At 44.0% G+C, this 14,467-nt stretch carries 16 protein-coding genes; 6 read left to right on the plus strand and 10 right to left on the minus strand.

What is annotated here, in order from left to right:
- Nucleotides 1-127: 127 nt before the first annotated feature.
- A complete protein-coding gene (locus tag F0342_RS02170; RefSeq protein ID WP_149154408.1) occupies nt 128-430 on the minus strand; it encodes a phospholipase in 303 nt (100 codons plus the stop codon).
- A 170-nt stretch (nt 431-600) separates the two neighbouring features.
- On the opposite strand from F0342_RS02170, the gene F0342_RS02175 reads away from it, so the two are divergent.
- Entirely contained in the window at nt 601-1,104 is a 504-nt protein-coding gene (locus tag F0342_RS02175) for a peroxiredoxin family protein (protein WP_149154409.1), read from the plus strand.
- Between the two features lie 26 nt (nt 1,105-1,130).
- On the opposite strand, the gene F0342_RS02180 is transcribed toward F0342_RS02175, so the two are convergent.
- Nucleotides 1,131-2,063 carry a phosphotransferase gene (locus tag F0342_RS02180; RefSeq protein WP_149154410.1) on the minus strand — a complete coding sequence of 311 codons (933 nt, stop codon included), beginning with the start codon at nt 2,061-2,063 and terminating at the stop codon, nt 1,131-1,133.
- Nucleotides 2,064-2,169: 106 nt separating this feature from the next.
- Between F0342_RS02180 and F0342_RS02185 the strand changes: the two genes are divergently transcribed.
- Nucleotides 2,170-3,195: an NADP-dependent oxidoreductase gene (locus F0342_RS02185; protein WP_395940636.1), complete on the plus strand. Its 1,026-nt coding sequence runs from the start codon at nt 2,170-2,172 to the stop codon at nt 3,193-3,195.
- A gap of 175 nt (nt 3,196-3,370) precedes the next feature.
- Entirely contained in the window at nt 3,371-4,819 is a 1,449-nt protein-coding gene (gene aldA, locus F0342_RS02190) for an aldehyde dehydrogenase (protein WP_149154412.1), read from the plus strand.
- A gap of 242 nt (nt 4,820-5,061) precedes the next feature.
- Here the strand turns inward: aldA and F0342_RS02195 are convergent, their stop codons facing one another.
- On the minus strand, nt 5,062-5,295 hold the full coding sequence (locus F0342_RS02195) for a hypothetical protein (protein WP_149154413.1): 234 nt from the start codon (nt 5,293-5,295) through the stop codon (nt 5,062-5,064).
- A gap of 163 nt (nt 5,296-5,458) precedes the next feature.
- Entirely contained in the window at nt 5,459-5,875 is a 417-nt protein-coding gene (locus tag F0342_RS02200; RefSeq protein WP_149154414.1) for a GNAT family N-acetyltransferase, read from the minus strand.
- Nucleotides 5,876-6,008: 133 nt separating this feature from the next.
- Here F0342_RS02200 and F0342_RS02205 point away from each other — a divergent pair, with 133 nt between their 5' ends.
- Both F0342_RS02205 and F0342_RS02210 read left to right on the plus strand, forming a co-directional pair.
- Nucleotides 6,009-6,809: a VLRF1 family aeRF1-type release factor gene (locus F0342_RS02205; RefSeq protein WP_149154415.1), complete on the plus strand. Its 801-nt coding sequence runs from the start codon at nt 6,009-6,011 to the stop codon at nt 6,807-6,809.
- 188 nt (nt 6,810-6,997) lie between these two features.
- On the plus strand, nt 6,998-7,285 hold the full coding sequence (locus F0342_RS02210) for a hypothetical protein (protein WP_149154416.1): 288 nt from the start codon (nt 6,998-7,000) through the stop codon (nt 7,283-7,285).
- A gap of 183 nt (nt 7,286-7,468) precedes the next feature.
- Here F0342_RS02210 and F0342_RS02215 read toward each other — a convergent pair whose 3' ends face one another.
- Nucleotides 7,469-8,272 carry an RDD family protein gene (locus tag F0342_RS02215; protein ID WP_149154417.1) on the minus strand — a complete coding sequence of 268 codons (804 nt, stop codon included), beginning with the start codon at nt 8,270-8,272 and terminating at the stop codon, nt 7,469-7,471.
- A gap of 104 nt (nt 8,273-8,376) precedes the next feature.
- Here F0342_RS02215 and F0342_RS02220 point away from each other — a divergent pair, with 104 nt between their 5' ends.
- Complete coding sequence (locus tag F0342_RS02220; RefSeq protein WP_149154418.1) at nt 8,377-9,339, plus strand: stage II sporulation protein M; 963 nt, start codon at nt 8,377-8,379, stop codon at nt 9,337-9,339.
- Here the strand turns inward: F0342_RS02220 and F0342_RS02225 are convergent.
- From F0342_RS02225 to F0342_RS02245, 5 genes are all read right to left on the minus strand, one after another.
- Entirely contained in the window at nt 9,331-10,689 is a 1,359-nt protein-coding gene (locus F0342_RS02225) for a DUF58 domain-containing protein (RefSeq protein ID WP_262481599.1), read from the minus strand. The genes F0342_RS02220 and F0342_RS02225 overlap by 9 nt on opposite strands.
- Nucleotides 10,640-11,566: an AAA family ATPase gene (locus F0342_RS02230; RefSeq protein WP_149154419.1), complete on the minus strand. Its 927-nt coding sequence runs from the start codon at nt 11,564-11,566 to the stop codon at nt 10,640-10,642. Before F0342_RS02230 ends, F0342_RS02225 begins: the two co-directional genes overlap by 50 nt.
- The gene (locus tag F0342_RS02235; RefSeq protein ID WP_149154420.1) at nt 11,563-12,693 is read right to left on the minus strand and encodes a DUF4350 domain-containing protein; all 1,131 of its coding nucleotides are present in this window, start codon (nt 12,691-12,693) and stop codon (nt 11,563-11,565) included. The genes F0342_RS02230 and F0342_RS02235 overlap by 4 nt, the downstream gene beginning before the upstream one ends.
- A gap of 23 nt (nt 12,694-12,716) precedes the next feature.
- Nucleotides 12,717-13,370 (minus strand): DUF4129 domain-containing protein, encoded by a 654-nt coding sequence (locus F0342_RS02240; protein WP_262481600.1) that lies wholly within the window; start codon nt 13,368-13,370, stop codon nt 12,717-12,719.
- 81 nt (nt 13,371-13,451) lie between these two features.
- Nucleotides 13,452-14,378 (minus strand): hypothetical protein, encoded by a 927-nt coding sequence (locus tag F0342_RS02245; RefSeq protein WP_149154421.1) that lies wholly within the window; start codon nt 14,376-14,378, stop codon nt 13,452-13,454.
- Between the last annotated feature and the right edge of the window lie 89 nt (nt 14,379-14,467).

A 14,467-nucleotide genomic window follows, 5' to 3' on the forward strand; every position in this document is an offset into this window, starting at 1 on the left:
TGCTGCTTTTATACTTATCATCTTAATGTCTATTAAACCATTTTAATCTGAGTCGTAAGCCTGCTTGATGTGGGCTGGTTTTTTTATGGGTGTGTGCAGGGAGATGTTGATTTCCATTTTATTAAACCTAAATCCATGATCCCCGGCACCGATGCCTTTGACACGTGACGCTCGTCTGCAATTTCATATATTGATACATAAGAAAAGCATGTCTTCCTTTTCGACTACGGTGGTTGATTTCATCTTTCAGCTTCCTCATGAACATCCGATCACACTGGCAGCTTGGACCGTATCGCTCATAGCAAAGGTCATGGGCCTTGCATGCTGCGTCGACTGAATTGATGGGGGCACCGGGTCCGCTGCATCCTGGTCCGCACCATTTGTATTCCGGGAAAATACACAGATTTGGACCTGTCTTATTTCTTCTCATATCCATCGTCCTTTCTACTCACTCTGCACAATAGTACGTTTTGTTTCTCACATAAAGGGAAATACACTCAATGTAAGCAAAATAAATTACTATACTGTATGTATTTCAATCTGGTTAGGATTGTCCTAATGCCTATCTGACTGGAAAGAAAACAATAGGAGGAATGAATAATGGCAACTTTTCAATTAAAGGATACGGTACCAAACTTCACGCTCCCGGCAGTTTCAGGTGAAACGTTCTCATTTGAGGACCATCAAAAAGAACATCAAAGCTGGCATCTCATCGTTTTCTTCAGGGGCTCATGGTGCCCGGTATGTCAGGAGGAACTTAGAGAGTTACAAGCTAACAAAGAGGATTTTGAAAAACATAATGTTCACATACTTGCGATTTCCACTGATAAATTGGAGGACTTGCAAGAGTTTGCAAACAAAGAGGATATAACTTTCCCTGTTTTAGCAGATGAAAAGTTAGAGGCCATCCAAGCCTATGATGTGTTCTATCACGGTGAAGATGCCCCTTACGAGGATCACGGACAACATGGTGAACCGGCTTACTTCCTCGTGAATGAAAAAGGACAAACCATGTACCAGCAAAGACAAACGAGCCCCTTTGGCCGTCCACATGCGAATGAACTCAGAAAAATCGTGAAGTATATCCAAAAAAACGTTAAATAATATCAGAAGAGGGACGGACCTTGGTGTTACTCACCAAGGTCCGTCCCTCTTACTAATGCAAGCACTAAGCTTTTCTGAGCTTCCACTACTGTATGAGGCTGCTTTTCATGATAGCCGTAAAGTAACAGGACGACGTTGGTGTAGATGGCTTTGAACCGTGCATACTCCAACTCGACTTCCTCAACCTCTCCATATTCTTCAAAAAACAAATTCCGTCCCGCAGGATTGAGATAACTGTACACGAGGTTTAAATCAATGGCACGATGGCCAATATGAACGTCACCCCAATCCAGAACCCCTGATAAAATTCCATTCTCATTCACAACAATATTTTTAAAATGAAGGTCTCCATGAACCAGAGTGGTTTCTGATGGTAATGGCTTTTTTGGTACGTGCTGAAGGTAGTCCTTTAACTTTTCAACCTGGTGAAAAAGATTTAGTTCTTCGATTTCATGAATATTTTTCTCCAAGGTCGGGATTCGTTTTTTTACATCTAAACGATTCAATTCATCATTAGGTACTCCCCGTTTCCCGGCCTCTGAAACATCCCTCAGATGAAGTTTCTTTAGAAACCACGCCATTTTAAGGGCTGACTTCCCTTCTCTAACCACCTCATGTGCCCTGGATGGAATCGTTCCTTCAACAATCCGGTAACCTAGAAAGGGCCATTTGTATTGAGGGGAAGGCTCTCCAAAAAAGGTCGGAACCGGAATTCGGAGTACGAGACTCTTTTCATCGAGCATTGGCAAGAGCTTTCCTTCTGTTTCCAGAAGCTTCACGGCTATATCCCGTCTTGGAAACCGAAAGATCCAATCGTTGTTCACTTTCATAACCGTATTATCGAATCCATAGTCAATAATGTCTAATCTTGATGGATGAAGTTCCGGAAACTGATTTCCGATTAATAATCTAGCCTGGTCAATGGTGACCTCGACCTCCGCATCCCAGCTATTCGCCACATTCACCCCACCTTTCTCAAGTGTTATTCTTTGTAGAACCTAAACTCCATGTGATAAGTTTCAAGTAAACGGAAGCACTTTTCAGCTTAAATTATGAGGAGGAATCATGATGTTACCCGAAAAGCAGCAACAAATTCAATTAGTCGTCCGTCCTGAAGGAATGCCTGTAAAAGAGGATTTCAACTTCAAAGAGATTGAAGTTCCTAAACCATCCAAAGGTCAAGTATTAGTTAAAACTCTTTATCTTTCCGTGGATCCTTATATGCGGGGCAGAATGTCTGATGCCAAGTCGTATGTAGAACCATTCCGATTGAACGAAGCGTTGGCTGGCGGAGCGGTAGGAGAAATCGTCGAGTCAGAATCTGAGCACTTCCAAAAAGGCGATTTCGTTGTAGGAATGCTGCCTTGGCAGGAATATTCACTTGCCAATGAAAAGCAGGTCCGCTCCATCGATCCGAATGTCGCCCCTATTTCTACTCACCTTAGTATATTGGGAATGACTGGATTGACCGCTTATTTCGGACTCCTTGACATCGGTCAGCCGAAAGAAGGCGAAACCGTGGTTGTATCCGGTGCTGCAGGTGCAGTCGGCTCTGTTGTCGGACAAATTGCCAAAATTAAAGGAGCCCGTGTCGTCGGGATTGCAGGTTCGGATGAAAAAGTAAGCTACCTGACAGATACGCTTGGATTCGACAAAGGAATCAACTACAAAACAACGGACAACATCTATGCTGCGTTAAAAGAAGCGTGTCCAAACGGCATCGATGTTTATTTCGAAAACGTTGGTGGAGAAATTGGTGACGCTGCCCTTAGTTTACTAAATAAACATGCACGTGTACCAGTTTGCGGAGCGATTTCTTCTTATAACAAAACAGATCGTGATCTGGGACCACGCGTACAAACCAAGTTGATTAAATCAAGCGCACTTATGAAAGGCTTTGTCGTCAACGACTACAATGACCGCTTCAAAGAAGGAGCAACAGAACTTGGTCAATGGCTTTCCCAAGGAAAACTCCAATACGAAGAAACCATAACAGAAGGCTTAGAAAACGTAACCGACGCCTTCCTCGGACTCTTCCAAGGCAAAAACATCGGCAAACAACTCGTCAAAATCGCAGAACCAGGCAAATAACTCTATGAGGGACGGACCTCCATATTCTCACCTAAATCCTGATAATATCAACGTTCAGGTATGAGTGAGGGAGGTCCGTCCCTCTTCCCTTTGCACATCCCCATGTTTACCCCTCCCCATTGAACGGGAAAAGGAGAAGATATGTTAAGAAACAGTCCTACAAGGAGGAGTAATCGTGAAGAAGTATCAGTTGTATATTAATGGAGAGTTTGTGGCTAGTACGTCGGAGGATACGTTAGACGTGATCAATCCTGCGAATGAGGAGAAGATTTCTTCCATTCAGATGGGAACGGAAGAGGATGTCAATCACGCGATTGATGCTGCTCATTCTGCTTTTCTTTCATGGGAGAAGGTCCCTTCCAAGGAGCGTGCTTCCTATTTATATAAAATTGCCGATAAACTGGAAGAACGGAAAGATCAATTTGTTCAGATGCTGACAGAAGAAAACGGGAAGACATTGGATGCCTCTGAGGGTGAGATCGAATTTGCCATTGAGTATTTCCGATACATGGCGGGTTGGGCGTTAAGATATGAAGGTGAAATCCTTGAAAGTGAGCGCTCGAATGAAAACATTCTTGTTTACAAAAAGCCGATCGGTGTCGTAGCAGGAATCGTCCCCTGGAACTTCCCTATGTTCATCCTCGCCAGAAAAGTTGCCCCAGCCATTGTGTCAGGCTGTACGATCGTGATGAAACCGAGTCAATATACACCAAATACCGCATGTGAGTTCGCTAAGATCATAGACGAGGTCGGGCTGCCAAAAGGAGTCTTTAACCTTGTAACCGGTAAAGGCTCAGATATCGGAAACCCAATGTCCAGTCACCCTAAAGTACGCATGGTGTCCTTGACGGGAAGCTACCCGGCTGGTTCAAAAGTGATGGAAGCAGCATCGAAGTCCATTACAAAAGTAAACCTGGAGCTGGGCGGTAAGGCTCCTGCCATCGTCACCAAGCATGCAAATATTGATCTTGCCGTTGAAAAGATCAAAACATCGAGAATCACCAATTCCGGGCAGGCATGCACAAACGCGGAACGAGTGTATGTCCACGAGGATATCGCAGAAGAATTCATCAGTAAAATGACCGAAGCGATGAAAAACACGACAGTCGGAGATCCGACAAACCGGGATAACGACATCGGACCTCTTGTGAATAAGGACCGCCTTGAAACCGTAACTGAAATGGTCAATAAAGCCGTTAAAAACGGAGCAAAAATCCTTACCGGCGGGAAACCGCTCAATATGGATAAAGGGTTCTACTATCAGCCTACCATTCTCGTAGATGTAAAACAGGATATGGAGATTATCCAGGAAGAGATCTTTGGACCGGTCCTTCCAATTATGACTTACAAGAATTTTGATGAAGTCATCGAGCTTGCCAACGATACCGAATATGGCCTTTCTTCATCGATCTTCAGTGGAAATCTTCATGAGATCATGAAAGCCGCTAATGAACTTCGATACGGCGAAACCTTCGTTAATCGTGAAAATTTCGAAGCCATCAATGGTTTCCACGCTGGCCGCGGTCAATCCGGAATCGGCGGAGCAGATGGAAAACACGGACTTAACGAATACCTGGAGACTCATGTTGTTTATCTTGAGTACGATGAAAACTATAAAGGATAACAACCAAAAGAATAGCCTGCCCGCTTTCATCTTAAAAGCGGGCAGGCTTTATCAATGGAGAGTTTCTCCCAACAAAAAAAGTCCTACTAAACAGTCAGGACTTTTCAAACCAATCACACAATATGATTAGGCTAGGATAAAGAAATTTGCTAAAGCGAGTAATAATAGAATAATAGCAACTCCAGAACTCATCCAAAGAATATCATTAAAATCCATTTTCAAATCGGCTAATTTGTCCTTGTTTAGCAACGAACTTCACTCCCTTGAAGATTTTCAATAAATCCGATGACTTTAAAAATTGAACGGTCTAATTTAGGGTCTGTAGATGTTGAACAATGTGAGCACTCGATTTGGTTGACATTCATCGTTGAACGGAATTCATTCTCACAGTGGGTGCACTCCAGTATATGTAAATCCTTTTTCTTACCTTGACGATCAAATTGAATGCGCTCTCTACCTTGGTTAATATAGCTCACTTTTCTCTCTCCCGTCGTGTGTTATTTAGTACATATTTACCCGATGGAAAGAACATAAAACATGATTTATCTGATTTCTTCAAGAAAATGGGCTTAACAGCACATTGGGGATTTTATAGAAGAGACAACTCAAGCCAAAAAAACAACCAGCTCATGCCGGTTGCTACAATCGTTTCTCCATAAAATACTGACTATGGCCCTTAGGAAAATCTTTAAGGACTCCGAATTCCTTATACCCTAATTTTTGATAAAAATGAGGGGCTTGAAAGCTGAATGTATCTAATATAACGAGATGACATTCTTTCTCCCTGGCATACGCTTCTATCTCGTAAATCAGTTTGGAGCCGAACCCTCCATGCCGGTAGTCATCTGCCACCCACAGAAAATCAACATGTAGATGATGCCAGAACATTTCTCCGACCACTCCGCCAACGATTTTATCCTCATCGTTCCTCATAACAAAACTGATTTGCTCCAGAGGCGTCTTCGTCTCCTCATCTATTTGTGACATATTGTGTTCGATTAACTTCTTACGTATGAAATCACTATCTTCCTGGATCCACTGTTTCACTATGTTCATTGGTGGCCCCTCCCTTCCCTCCTATTTTTTCCTATTATAATCCTTTCGTCAATTCCCTTTTTTCACAAAACAATGTTTAAGAGGGGTCTTTACCGTTTATATGAAAAGTAAGCATTCTATAAGGAGGAGTTCCATGTCTTTCAAAAAAACACTGAGCGTATTGGAAAACTTGCACTTACAAAAACCTGATAAATTATTGACTGTTTATTTGAATACTGACCGCAGCGACCACGATCAGCAGGGCGGTGAATGGAAGATTGCCCTTAAAAACGGGTTCAACCGCCTGGAAGAATACCTTGAAAGTGCTCCCGAGGAAAAAGAAAGGCTTCAATCAATCCGCCCGAAAGTTGAAAACTATGTATATAGTTTAGAACGTGAACTGCCGAGAAGCTTTATCATCTTCGCTTCAGCCGATAGTGGCATTTGGGAGACATTTGAGCTTCAAGTACCGGTTGAAACGAATTTTTATTGGGAGGAGAATCCTCCCCTGGATCAATTGAAATCCTTGCATGAAGAATATCCTTACACGGGATTGGTGCTTCTTCAGCAAAATCAAATCAAAATCCTCACCTCCGCATTTGGAGAGATTCAGTCCAGCGAATTTATGGAATTCGACTTAGAAACAGAGGATTGGCGAAAGCATGAAGGTCCCCACCACTCAGACGTTAGCATGGGAAGCGGCGGCGGAAAGGCCAATCAGCAGGAAGAATTCGAAAATCGCCTCAAAGCGAATCAACAACGCTGGTGGAAAAGTCTGGGCAATATCCTGGACAAAAAAGCCGCTGATGAAGAGTGGGAACGGATCTTACTCGTTGGCGATAAAGAAGAGGCCGCTGTTCTGGAAGACAGCATGAATAAAGAGGTTCATGAAACGATTGGCAAAAACTTGCTGAATGAAAATGAGCATAAAGTAGTGGAGAAGTTACTGGCTTAAAAAGTGCTTTAAAAGACCACTGTCCTTGGGATGAGACGGTGGTCTTTTTTTGGTGGTTATCCTCCATTCTATGTCTATCGCAAAATCCGCACACGACAACGACCAACCATCCCATAACAAAACAATTTCCTCAAAACAAGCACACGCCCCTCACATAGTCATACACTGAAATAAGGAGGTGTGTGTCCGTGCTTTCACGAATTAAATGGTTATCCTTTTCTATCGAATTGTTTTTGGCTGTTCCGATCTTTGGCAATATTGCTGGTGATGCGATTCCTTTTCTCCTGTGTTTAGTGGCTATTTGGCATGCGAGCGTGCTGTATATTTCAAGGTCAGAAGATCAGCCCATCCTTGGAAGTGCACTCGGTATCCTCGCTTCCTTCTTAAACTTTTTCCCGGTCATCCGATTGATTGCCCATGCAATCACTGCAATTGTACTTATTTTTGAAATCCAGAAGGCTCCTGGGATGGAGTGAGTTGCAAAAAACAAAGGATGATTCTCTGCAAAGAGAATCATCCTTTTCAGTTTGACCGTTACATTTTTTTACACGCACTTCTCCAAGGCCTTCTGCATATAACCCCGGGGCGAGCCACTCCCCCTTTTTGATTATGATCACATAATAAAAAACAGCAAAGCCCTCTCCAGACTTTGCTGCTCTCTACAACTCAAATTCCCATTCTTCACTTAATACCAGGTAAAAAAGGAGAAGGGTATCCTCAAGCTCCTCATACGTTTTATCCTGCATCTCTAATCCCAGTTTAGGATAGAGGATAAGGGCAAGCTTTTTGGTTAATTGGTTTCGTTCTGAAAGAGGGAGCTGAACAAATCGGTTGCTGTACGTTTTGACCAGATTCCATTCTTTCGCACCGAGCTGTTTTAGTTTCCGCTCTTCCACTATTAAGTTCTCTTTCCTTAAGCCGCGGCGGCGGATTTCCTTCTCGATTGCCTTTTCTTTTCGTTTTCCTTTGACGCGTCGCTCGTGGACAACAATGGTTCCGGCAACGAGATCCCCCACCCTCTTATGCTTAGAATGCAGGAAGATCATGACCATACCAATGAAATAGGAGACGGGAAGCATGTCGATGATTCTTAATAGATTACGAATGAAGCAGGAAAGGAGAGTGACGCTGTGTCCGTTTTCCTGCATCACCCGGATTCCCAGCAATCGCTTTCCTACCGTCTTTCCACCCCAGAAGTATTCTAAAGCAAAGAAATACCCCCAGTTGAGAAAGAAGATGGCGATGATGGCGATCCCCCATAGTGTCGAGTTGATTTCCAACATACTAAATATGCCATTATTCCCCGACGTCGCAAAAAACAAGAGCACAACGATCAGGACGTTTACGATTCCTAACAGCAGCTGATCAACCATCAGGGCTGCAGCCCGGCTGCCTAATCCTGCAGGTTGGAATTGCAGGGAAACATATTCCGGGGTTTTAATATCGACTTGTTCTTCATGCAATACAATCCCCTCCTAATGGATGAATTTACCTTTAATGGTTTCTATTTTTTTCTAAACTTACTATAATAAGAGATAAGAAATCAAAAGAACAAGTAGGTGTCACAATGAATGTGAAGCAATTTGTCAAACAGCACAGGGACGACTGGAATCAGTTAGAAAATCTCCTCGGAACCCTTCGCAAGAGGAAGAACACAACGGGCCCTGCCATTGATCAATTTAACCATCTCTATCAAAAGGCTGCCCAGAATCTTTCCTACAGCCAGACCTATTTTCCCGGAGAAGATGTAACTGATTATTTGAACGGCCTCGTATCGAAGTCTCACAATCTATTATATAAAGACCAAATCTCGAGTGGAAAACAGATTAGACATTTTTTCTCCACGACATTTATCGGATTACTGATTGAACAGTGGAAGTTCGTTGTCACGGCGATGCTTTTATTTACGATCGGTGCGATCGGTGCCTTTATTTCTGTCGTGAATGATCCTCTTCACCTATATTCCATTTTACCAGTTGAGATGTCTCAAGGGGTGGATCCTTCTAATCTAGGGAAAAGTGACGGACAAGTGGATTCTTCACTTATGTCGGCTGCCATTATGACCAATAACATCAAAGTCGCCTTCCTTGCCTTTGCCGGCGGTGTGACATTTGGCTTGTTGACGGTCTATATGCTTGTGTACAACGGAATCATTGTAGGTGCCCTGGCCGCTGTCTTCTGGCACCAGGGAATGAGCTATGAATTCTGGGCTTACATCGTCCCCCATGGCATGATTGAGCTGACAGCCATATTTATTGCAGGCGGCGCGGGACTCTTGATGGGCTATAAGCTCTTTGTACCTGGACGTTTCACACGAGGCTACCAATTAAAGCAGCAAGCAAAGCGATCCGTCCAGTTGCTCCTAGGGACGGTGCCCTTGTTTGTGATTGCCGGAATCATCGAAGGCTTCATTACGCCTGCTGCCATACCGCTACTCGCAAAATATATGGTTGCCTTCTTAACGGTCATCGGTCTGATTCTCTATATGACGATCGGAAAGCTTCGACTAAACAAAGCGATCCTACAGTAACCCCCGGTTCATCATATCAATATAGTAAGAAACAGCCGTTGCGGCCAGTTTCTCTTCACGGGCCTCCACCATCAGGAGGCCCTCTTTTTCCCACTTGGCTTTCTCCTTTTTCTTCACGAGCATCTGCTTCTGAGCCATACTCTTCATCATCGCCTGCTGAGAATCAACAGGCTCTGTCTTGATCCGGTTGACCAACGTTTCATCTTCTATCCCAATCGTTAAAAAGAGATGCTGCTTCCGGAGACGCTGTAAATAAAACAGGGCGCTGTTTTCATGAAGGAAGGTGTGTACGTCACTGAATAATAAGAGCAGACTCCGCTTTTTCTGAACCGTCTGAACATAGTGGAGGACGGCAGCATAATTGGATTCGGCTGCGTCTACTTCCAAATGATATATACGATGAAGAATCGTTTGCAGATGCGCCATCCCTTTTGCCGGAGGGATATATACCTTGACATCTTTACTGAAAGCAAGGACTGACACGTAGTCCCCATTTTGAAGAGCTGCTGCCGTCACGGTCAGTGCCGCCTCCAGGGATTTCTCCAACCGGTTTCCTTTTTTCAATTCCGCTCCCATCATTCTTCCGCAATCAATGAGAATCGTAATGTACTTACCATGCTCAGGTTCATATTCATTGGTCATCACTTCCCGGAGCTTTGCGGTTTGACGCCAGTTGATCTTTCTTGGATCGTCCCCGAGCACATAATTTCTAATCTTGGAGAATTCTCCAGAACCGCTTTGTTGCTTACGGATTTTTACCCCTTCATACAGTAGAAACTGCTGAGCACTTTCCAATACTTTTTTCGTTTCGGTGAGGTCTGGAATGACTTTCACCCCATCATGGAGCTCCACTGTTTTTTGTTTTTCCCATAAACCGAGGGAACTCCGATAGCGAAGATACAACTTCGTCAGGTTATAGTCTCCCCTTACCGGTGTCACCACATCATAGGTAAGGGTACCTGATGAACCCTGTGCAAGCTTCCCTTCTAAGGGAAAGTATGCTTGAAAGCTTTGCGGGGTACCATCCAGAATCCGAAACTCCATGCCACGGGAAGATCTGTTTATAATTTCCAAATTAACGACATAATCCAGACCCCTTTCCATTTGATCCGGAATATGGCGCTTGACGTCTACTTCCTTTTTGGATGGCGACAGAGTCAGGTCAATGAGACTCACGACGATAAATAAGCCGTTCAATACAAAAATGAGTGTCCATGTCAGTCCAATAAACGTTCCTGCAAGCAGGATGACAGAAAATAGGAGATACGAGATCAACAACTTCGCCGTCGGCAAAATCCCCTTATCTTGGAACAGGAATCGACCCAACAAGTTCTTGGATGACTTGGTCAATGGTCACTCCCTCCAATTCTACGTGAGGAGATAGCTGTATGCGGTGTCTAAGGGCAGGTCTTGCCACGATCTTGATATCATCAGGTGTGACATAGTCACGTCCTGACAGATAGGCCCATGCCCGTCCCGCTTTTCCAATCGAGATCGCCGCCCTTGTACTTGCCCCGAAGCGGATCGATTCCGTTTCACGGGTCTTTCTCACAATCTGCATAATATAATCCAGCACCGCGTCACTAAGTGTGACCTCCCCGATTTCCCTTCTGATGGAAAGGAAGGTTTCCATATCGAGAACCGCCCCCACATTTTCCGCATAATGATTCTCGATCACTTGTTTCAATACGTTTTTCTCTTCTTCAAAGGTTGGAAAATCTATGTCCAGCTTAAACAGGAATCGATCCTGCTGGGCCTCAGGTAGCGGATAGGTACCCTCAAATTCAATCGGATTCTGGGTCGCTACCACGAAAAACACCTCTTCAAGAGGATACGTTGCCCCTTGGATCGTCACTTGCTTTTCCTCCATGGCTTCGAGCAGGGCAGCCTGGGTTTTGGCCGGTGTCCGGTTGATTTCATCAGCTAATAACACATTTGTGAAAATCGGTCCTTTGATCGTTTGGAAACTGCTATCCTTCATATTGTAAATCGTACTACCCGTGATATCACTCGGTAACAAATCCGGTGTGAATTGAATCCGGTTAAAGCTTCCCCCGAGTAACTGGGAAAGAGTCTTGACCATCTGTGTCTTCCCTGTGCCAGGGACTCCCTCTATCAGCACATGCCCCCCTGCCAGAATGGAAGACATCAAGAGTTTAAGATTCGTACTCTGTCCTACAATGCGCTCTTCATATTTCTCCATTAAGGATGTGATTTCTGGTTTCAACGATCCTCCACCTCTTTCCTGAATAGTTCTATTTTTTTCGACCATAGTACGTATTCCTGTTTACTGATGCGTTCTTTCTCTAATACAGCTCCTATCCCCGATAAAAACGCAGCGATTTCTTTCTTAGAAACGGTTGATAATTTCCGTTCTAACGGTTCGTTCAATTCCAACCATTCCTTACTCGTCGGAATTCCCCACCGTTCCTGGAACAGAACTCTGACATACTCGGCTTGAATCACTAAAGATTCTTTGTATTGGCGCCCTTTTAAGTACCAGGCTGAAAGCGCCTTGATTCGTTCATCACTGAATCGGACCGTCTCTTCCCTCGGTATGAGAATACCTCCAAATCGTTTTCCACTCATCCAGAGCCAAAGGACTGTGAGGATCAGCAATTGAAGGATTAAAAGCAACAGCCACTGGGGATAAAGGCTAGTAAGGCTTGCCTCACTCTCTCCCCCGTGAAGGTATTCATCGACGAGAATCGTTTTCCCGTCGGCTCCACCGCTTTCTAATAGAGTGAGAACCAGCGGAAGATGATCACTATCAAGAATATTCCCGTTCATGACCCATCCCGGTGAAGTAGAGACAATCAATTGACCCTTTCCCATAGGAGAGCTGTAGGCAATCGTTCCATCCCGATCATCCAATAGAACGGTATCGCCATCCGACGTTTCTAATCTTGTGTCTGATAATAGATCTGTTTGATATGTATTTCCTTTTCCATCACGGATAAGCGGATCGCCCATCCCTTTCCCTATTAAGACCGTCTTCGTGTCAAACATCCCTTTTGGATTATCCTTTAGAAGAAGAATCGTATTCCCTGCTTTCATGAATTTCTCGTAAGCTTCCATTTCTTCTTGTTCAGGGATTGAAAACGGTTCTATCATAATCAGTAATTGATCAGATTCAGCCGCAGGCAGCCTATCAGGTGAAAAAGACCAGCGTTGTATAGAAACACCTTCGTTTTCCAAATAGGTATAAAGGGCTTTTATTCCAGAAGGAGAGGGAGACTCGGAAACATAGGCTGGATACTCCTTAGGCTTTTCAGGAGAAAGAAATACACCGATGATGATAAATAAGCTTAGAAGTGTGGTGAGCCAGACCCACGCCTTTATATTTGTTTTCAATGCTCTTTCCTACCTCCTTTCTCTTATGAGTAAGGTTGTGAATCCGTTTCATGCTCCAACCAGCTTAGAGCTTCCTGTTTATAGGGAAGATACTCGTCTTCCTCCAATTCCCGCTCACCATAGGCCACCTCATCAAACAGAAGTGCCAGCCTGTAGAATCGCTCTGCCCAGTCTCGGTTCACTTTGCGCAGTTCATCATAGTACTCCCAATTTGTTTTCCAAACCTTTGCTTTGAGATAGTCTCTTTCATGAAAGTATAAAAGGAGGCACAGGAACATATGACGGGTTGCTTTCGAATAATCTTTGAGCCCCTCTTGTTTATAAGCTTCTTCTAAATGTCTATCATAGGACCACTCCATCTCATTCATGGATTGAAGTGGTTTATTCAAACGGAATTTCCGTTTTCGGACTCCGTTTTGAATGGCGAAGAATGCAACAACGAGGAGAATGGCCACTACAATGACAATCAACGTGATAAGGATGCCCGATGCCGCGCCGCCAGTCGGTTCAAGAGAAGGGAACAGTTTTTCCAGCTGTTCTGAAAGCCATTCCTTTGCCTTCCCCCACCATTTGGCAAGCAGTCCCTGAGACTCATCATGATAGGCCTTATATTCCTCCCCATCCAAGATTTCTTCTAATTGATCCCTTCCTCTGTTTTCATTCAACACTTTCTTCACCTAGCTTTCAGATCAAAAGCCCAGAAGCATGAAGCCCCCGTAGCCAGACTGGATACTTCATTCTTTCACAGAAGCATGATTCTATTGAATCGTGTTATAATCATCGATCATTTCATTTAAATCATCTGCGTCATGTCTCGTTTTAAGGTCAAGGAACATAACCCCGAAACCAACGGCAAACAACATCGACGTAAATAAAGACACAACGTTTACAATCATTCCGTACAGGACACTATTCCCTAATACCAATCCAAACGTTAATTCGAAGACTGAGCTTACGATTCCAACGATCAAGCCGAAGACAATGAATAATAAAAGAAGGACCCATCCACGCTTCTTCGTCAGCCTCCAGCTCCTGCCGAGACCAGGTGCGTCATTTTCTATGGCTGCCGCTCCAAAATAGAAGCTCCAACGCGTTAAGAAGTAAGCTACCGCAACCGCGAATGCAAGCACCAGGACAATTCCGGCGACCACAAACCCGACGCCCGGCTCCAGAAGAACAGCACCGAATAATCCGGCAAAACCAAATATGAAAATCGGAACAAATACGATACCGAATATAATTACTCCAAATAAAAGGCTGCTTCCGATAATCGGCCAAAAACGGGAGAATGCCTCCTTGATCACAAGCTTCACCGAAAATTCTTCATTCTTTCTCATATGATTCAGGGCAAATAAAATCGCCGCTTGAGCGATTGGAGCGAGGATTATACTGATAAGTCCAATAAGACCTGTACCAAGCTCCGCTACCAGATTCACTTCCGGACCTTCTTCAGTAAATTCGCCTGAAAAGCTGTTGACAATCCCATCGAACCAGGTTTCCCCTGTGCCAACAGTCCTAAAGAAGCTAACCCCTGCTGCCAGTTCGATGAGTGCCTGCAGTAAATAAACAGGCCCTAACAGAATAAGGAAAATAAGAAAAAAGTCTTTAAAGCGGTTCTTGCTTAATCGAAATGTGTGGTCCAGTATTTCACCGAACCCTTTAGGCTTACTAAATTTTGCGTTCACGTCATATCCCCCTACAGGTTATTTTTCAATATTTGACAATATATCGCTTATTCTACCATTATTCCTCCTTCCGTTGATGAAAGTTTTGT

It is taken from the genome of Bacillus sp. CH30_1T (genome assembly GCF_008364765.1).
GTDB lineage: Bacteria > Bacillota > Bacilli > Bacillales > Bacillaceae_B > Rossellomorea.

Bases quoted from the DNA above. Each gene is read 5' to 3' on its own strand.
- F0342_RS02170 (WP_149154408.1), bottom strand. From the start codon at position 430: ATGAGAAGAAATAAGACAGGTCCAAATCTGTGTATTTTCCCGGAATAC.
- F0342_RS02175 (WP_149154409.1), top strand. From the start codon at position 601: ATGGCAACTTTTCAATTAAAGGATACGGTACCAAACTTCACGCTCCCG.
- F0342_RS02185 (WP_395940636.1), top strand. From the start codon at position 2,170: ATGATGTTACCCGAAAAGCAGCAACAAATTCAATTAGTCGTCCGTCCT.
- F0342_RS02200 (WP_149154414.1), bottom strand. From the start codon at position 5,875: ATGAACATAGTGAAACAGTGGATCCAGGAAGATAGTGATTTCATACGT.
- F0342_RS02205 (WP_149154415.1), top strand. From the start codon at position 6,009: ATGTCTTTCAAAAAAACACTGAGCGTATTGGAAAACTTGCACTTACAA.
- F0342_RS02220 (WP_149154418.1), top strand. From the start codon at position 8,377: ATGAATGTGAAGCAATTTGTCAAACAGCACAGGGACGACTGGAATCAG.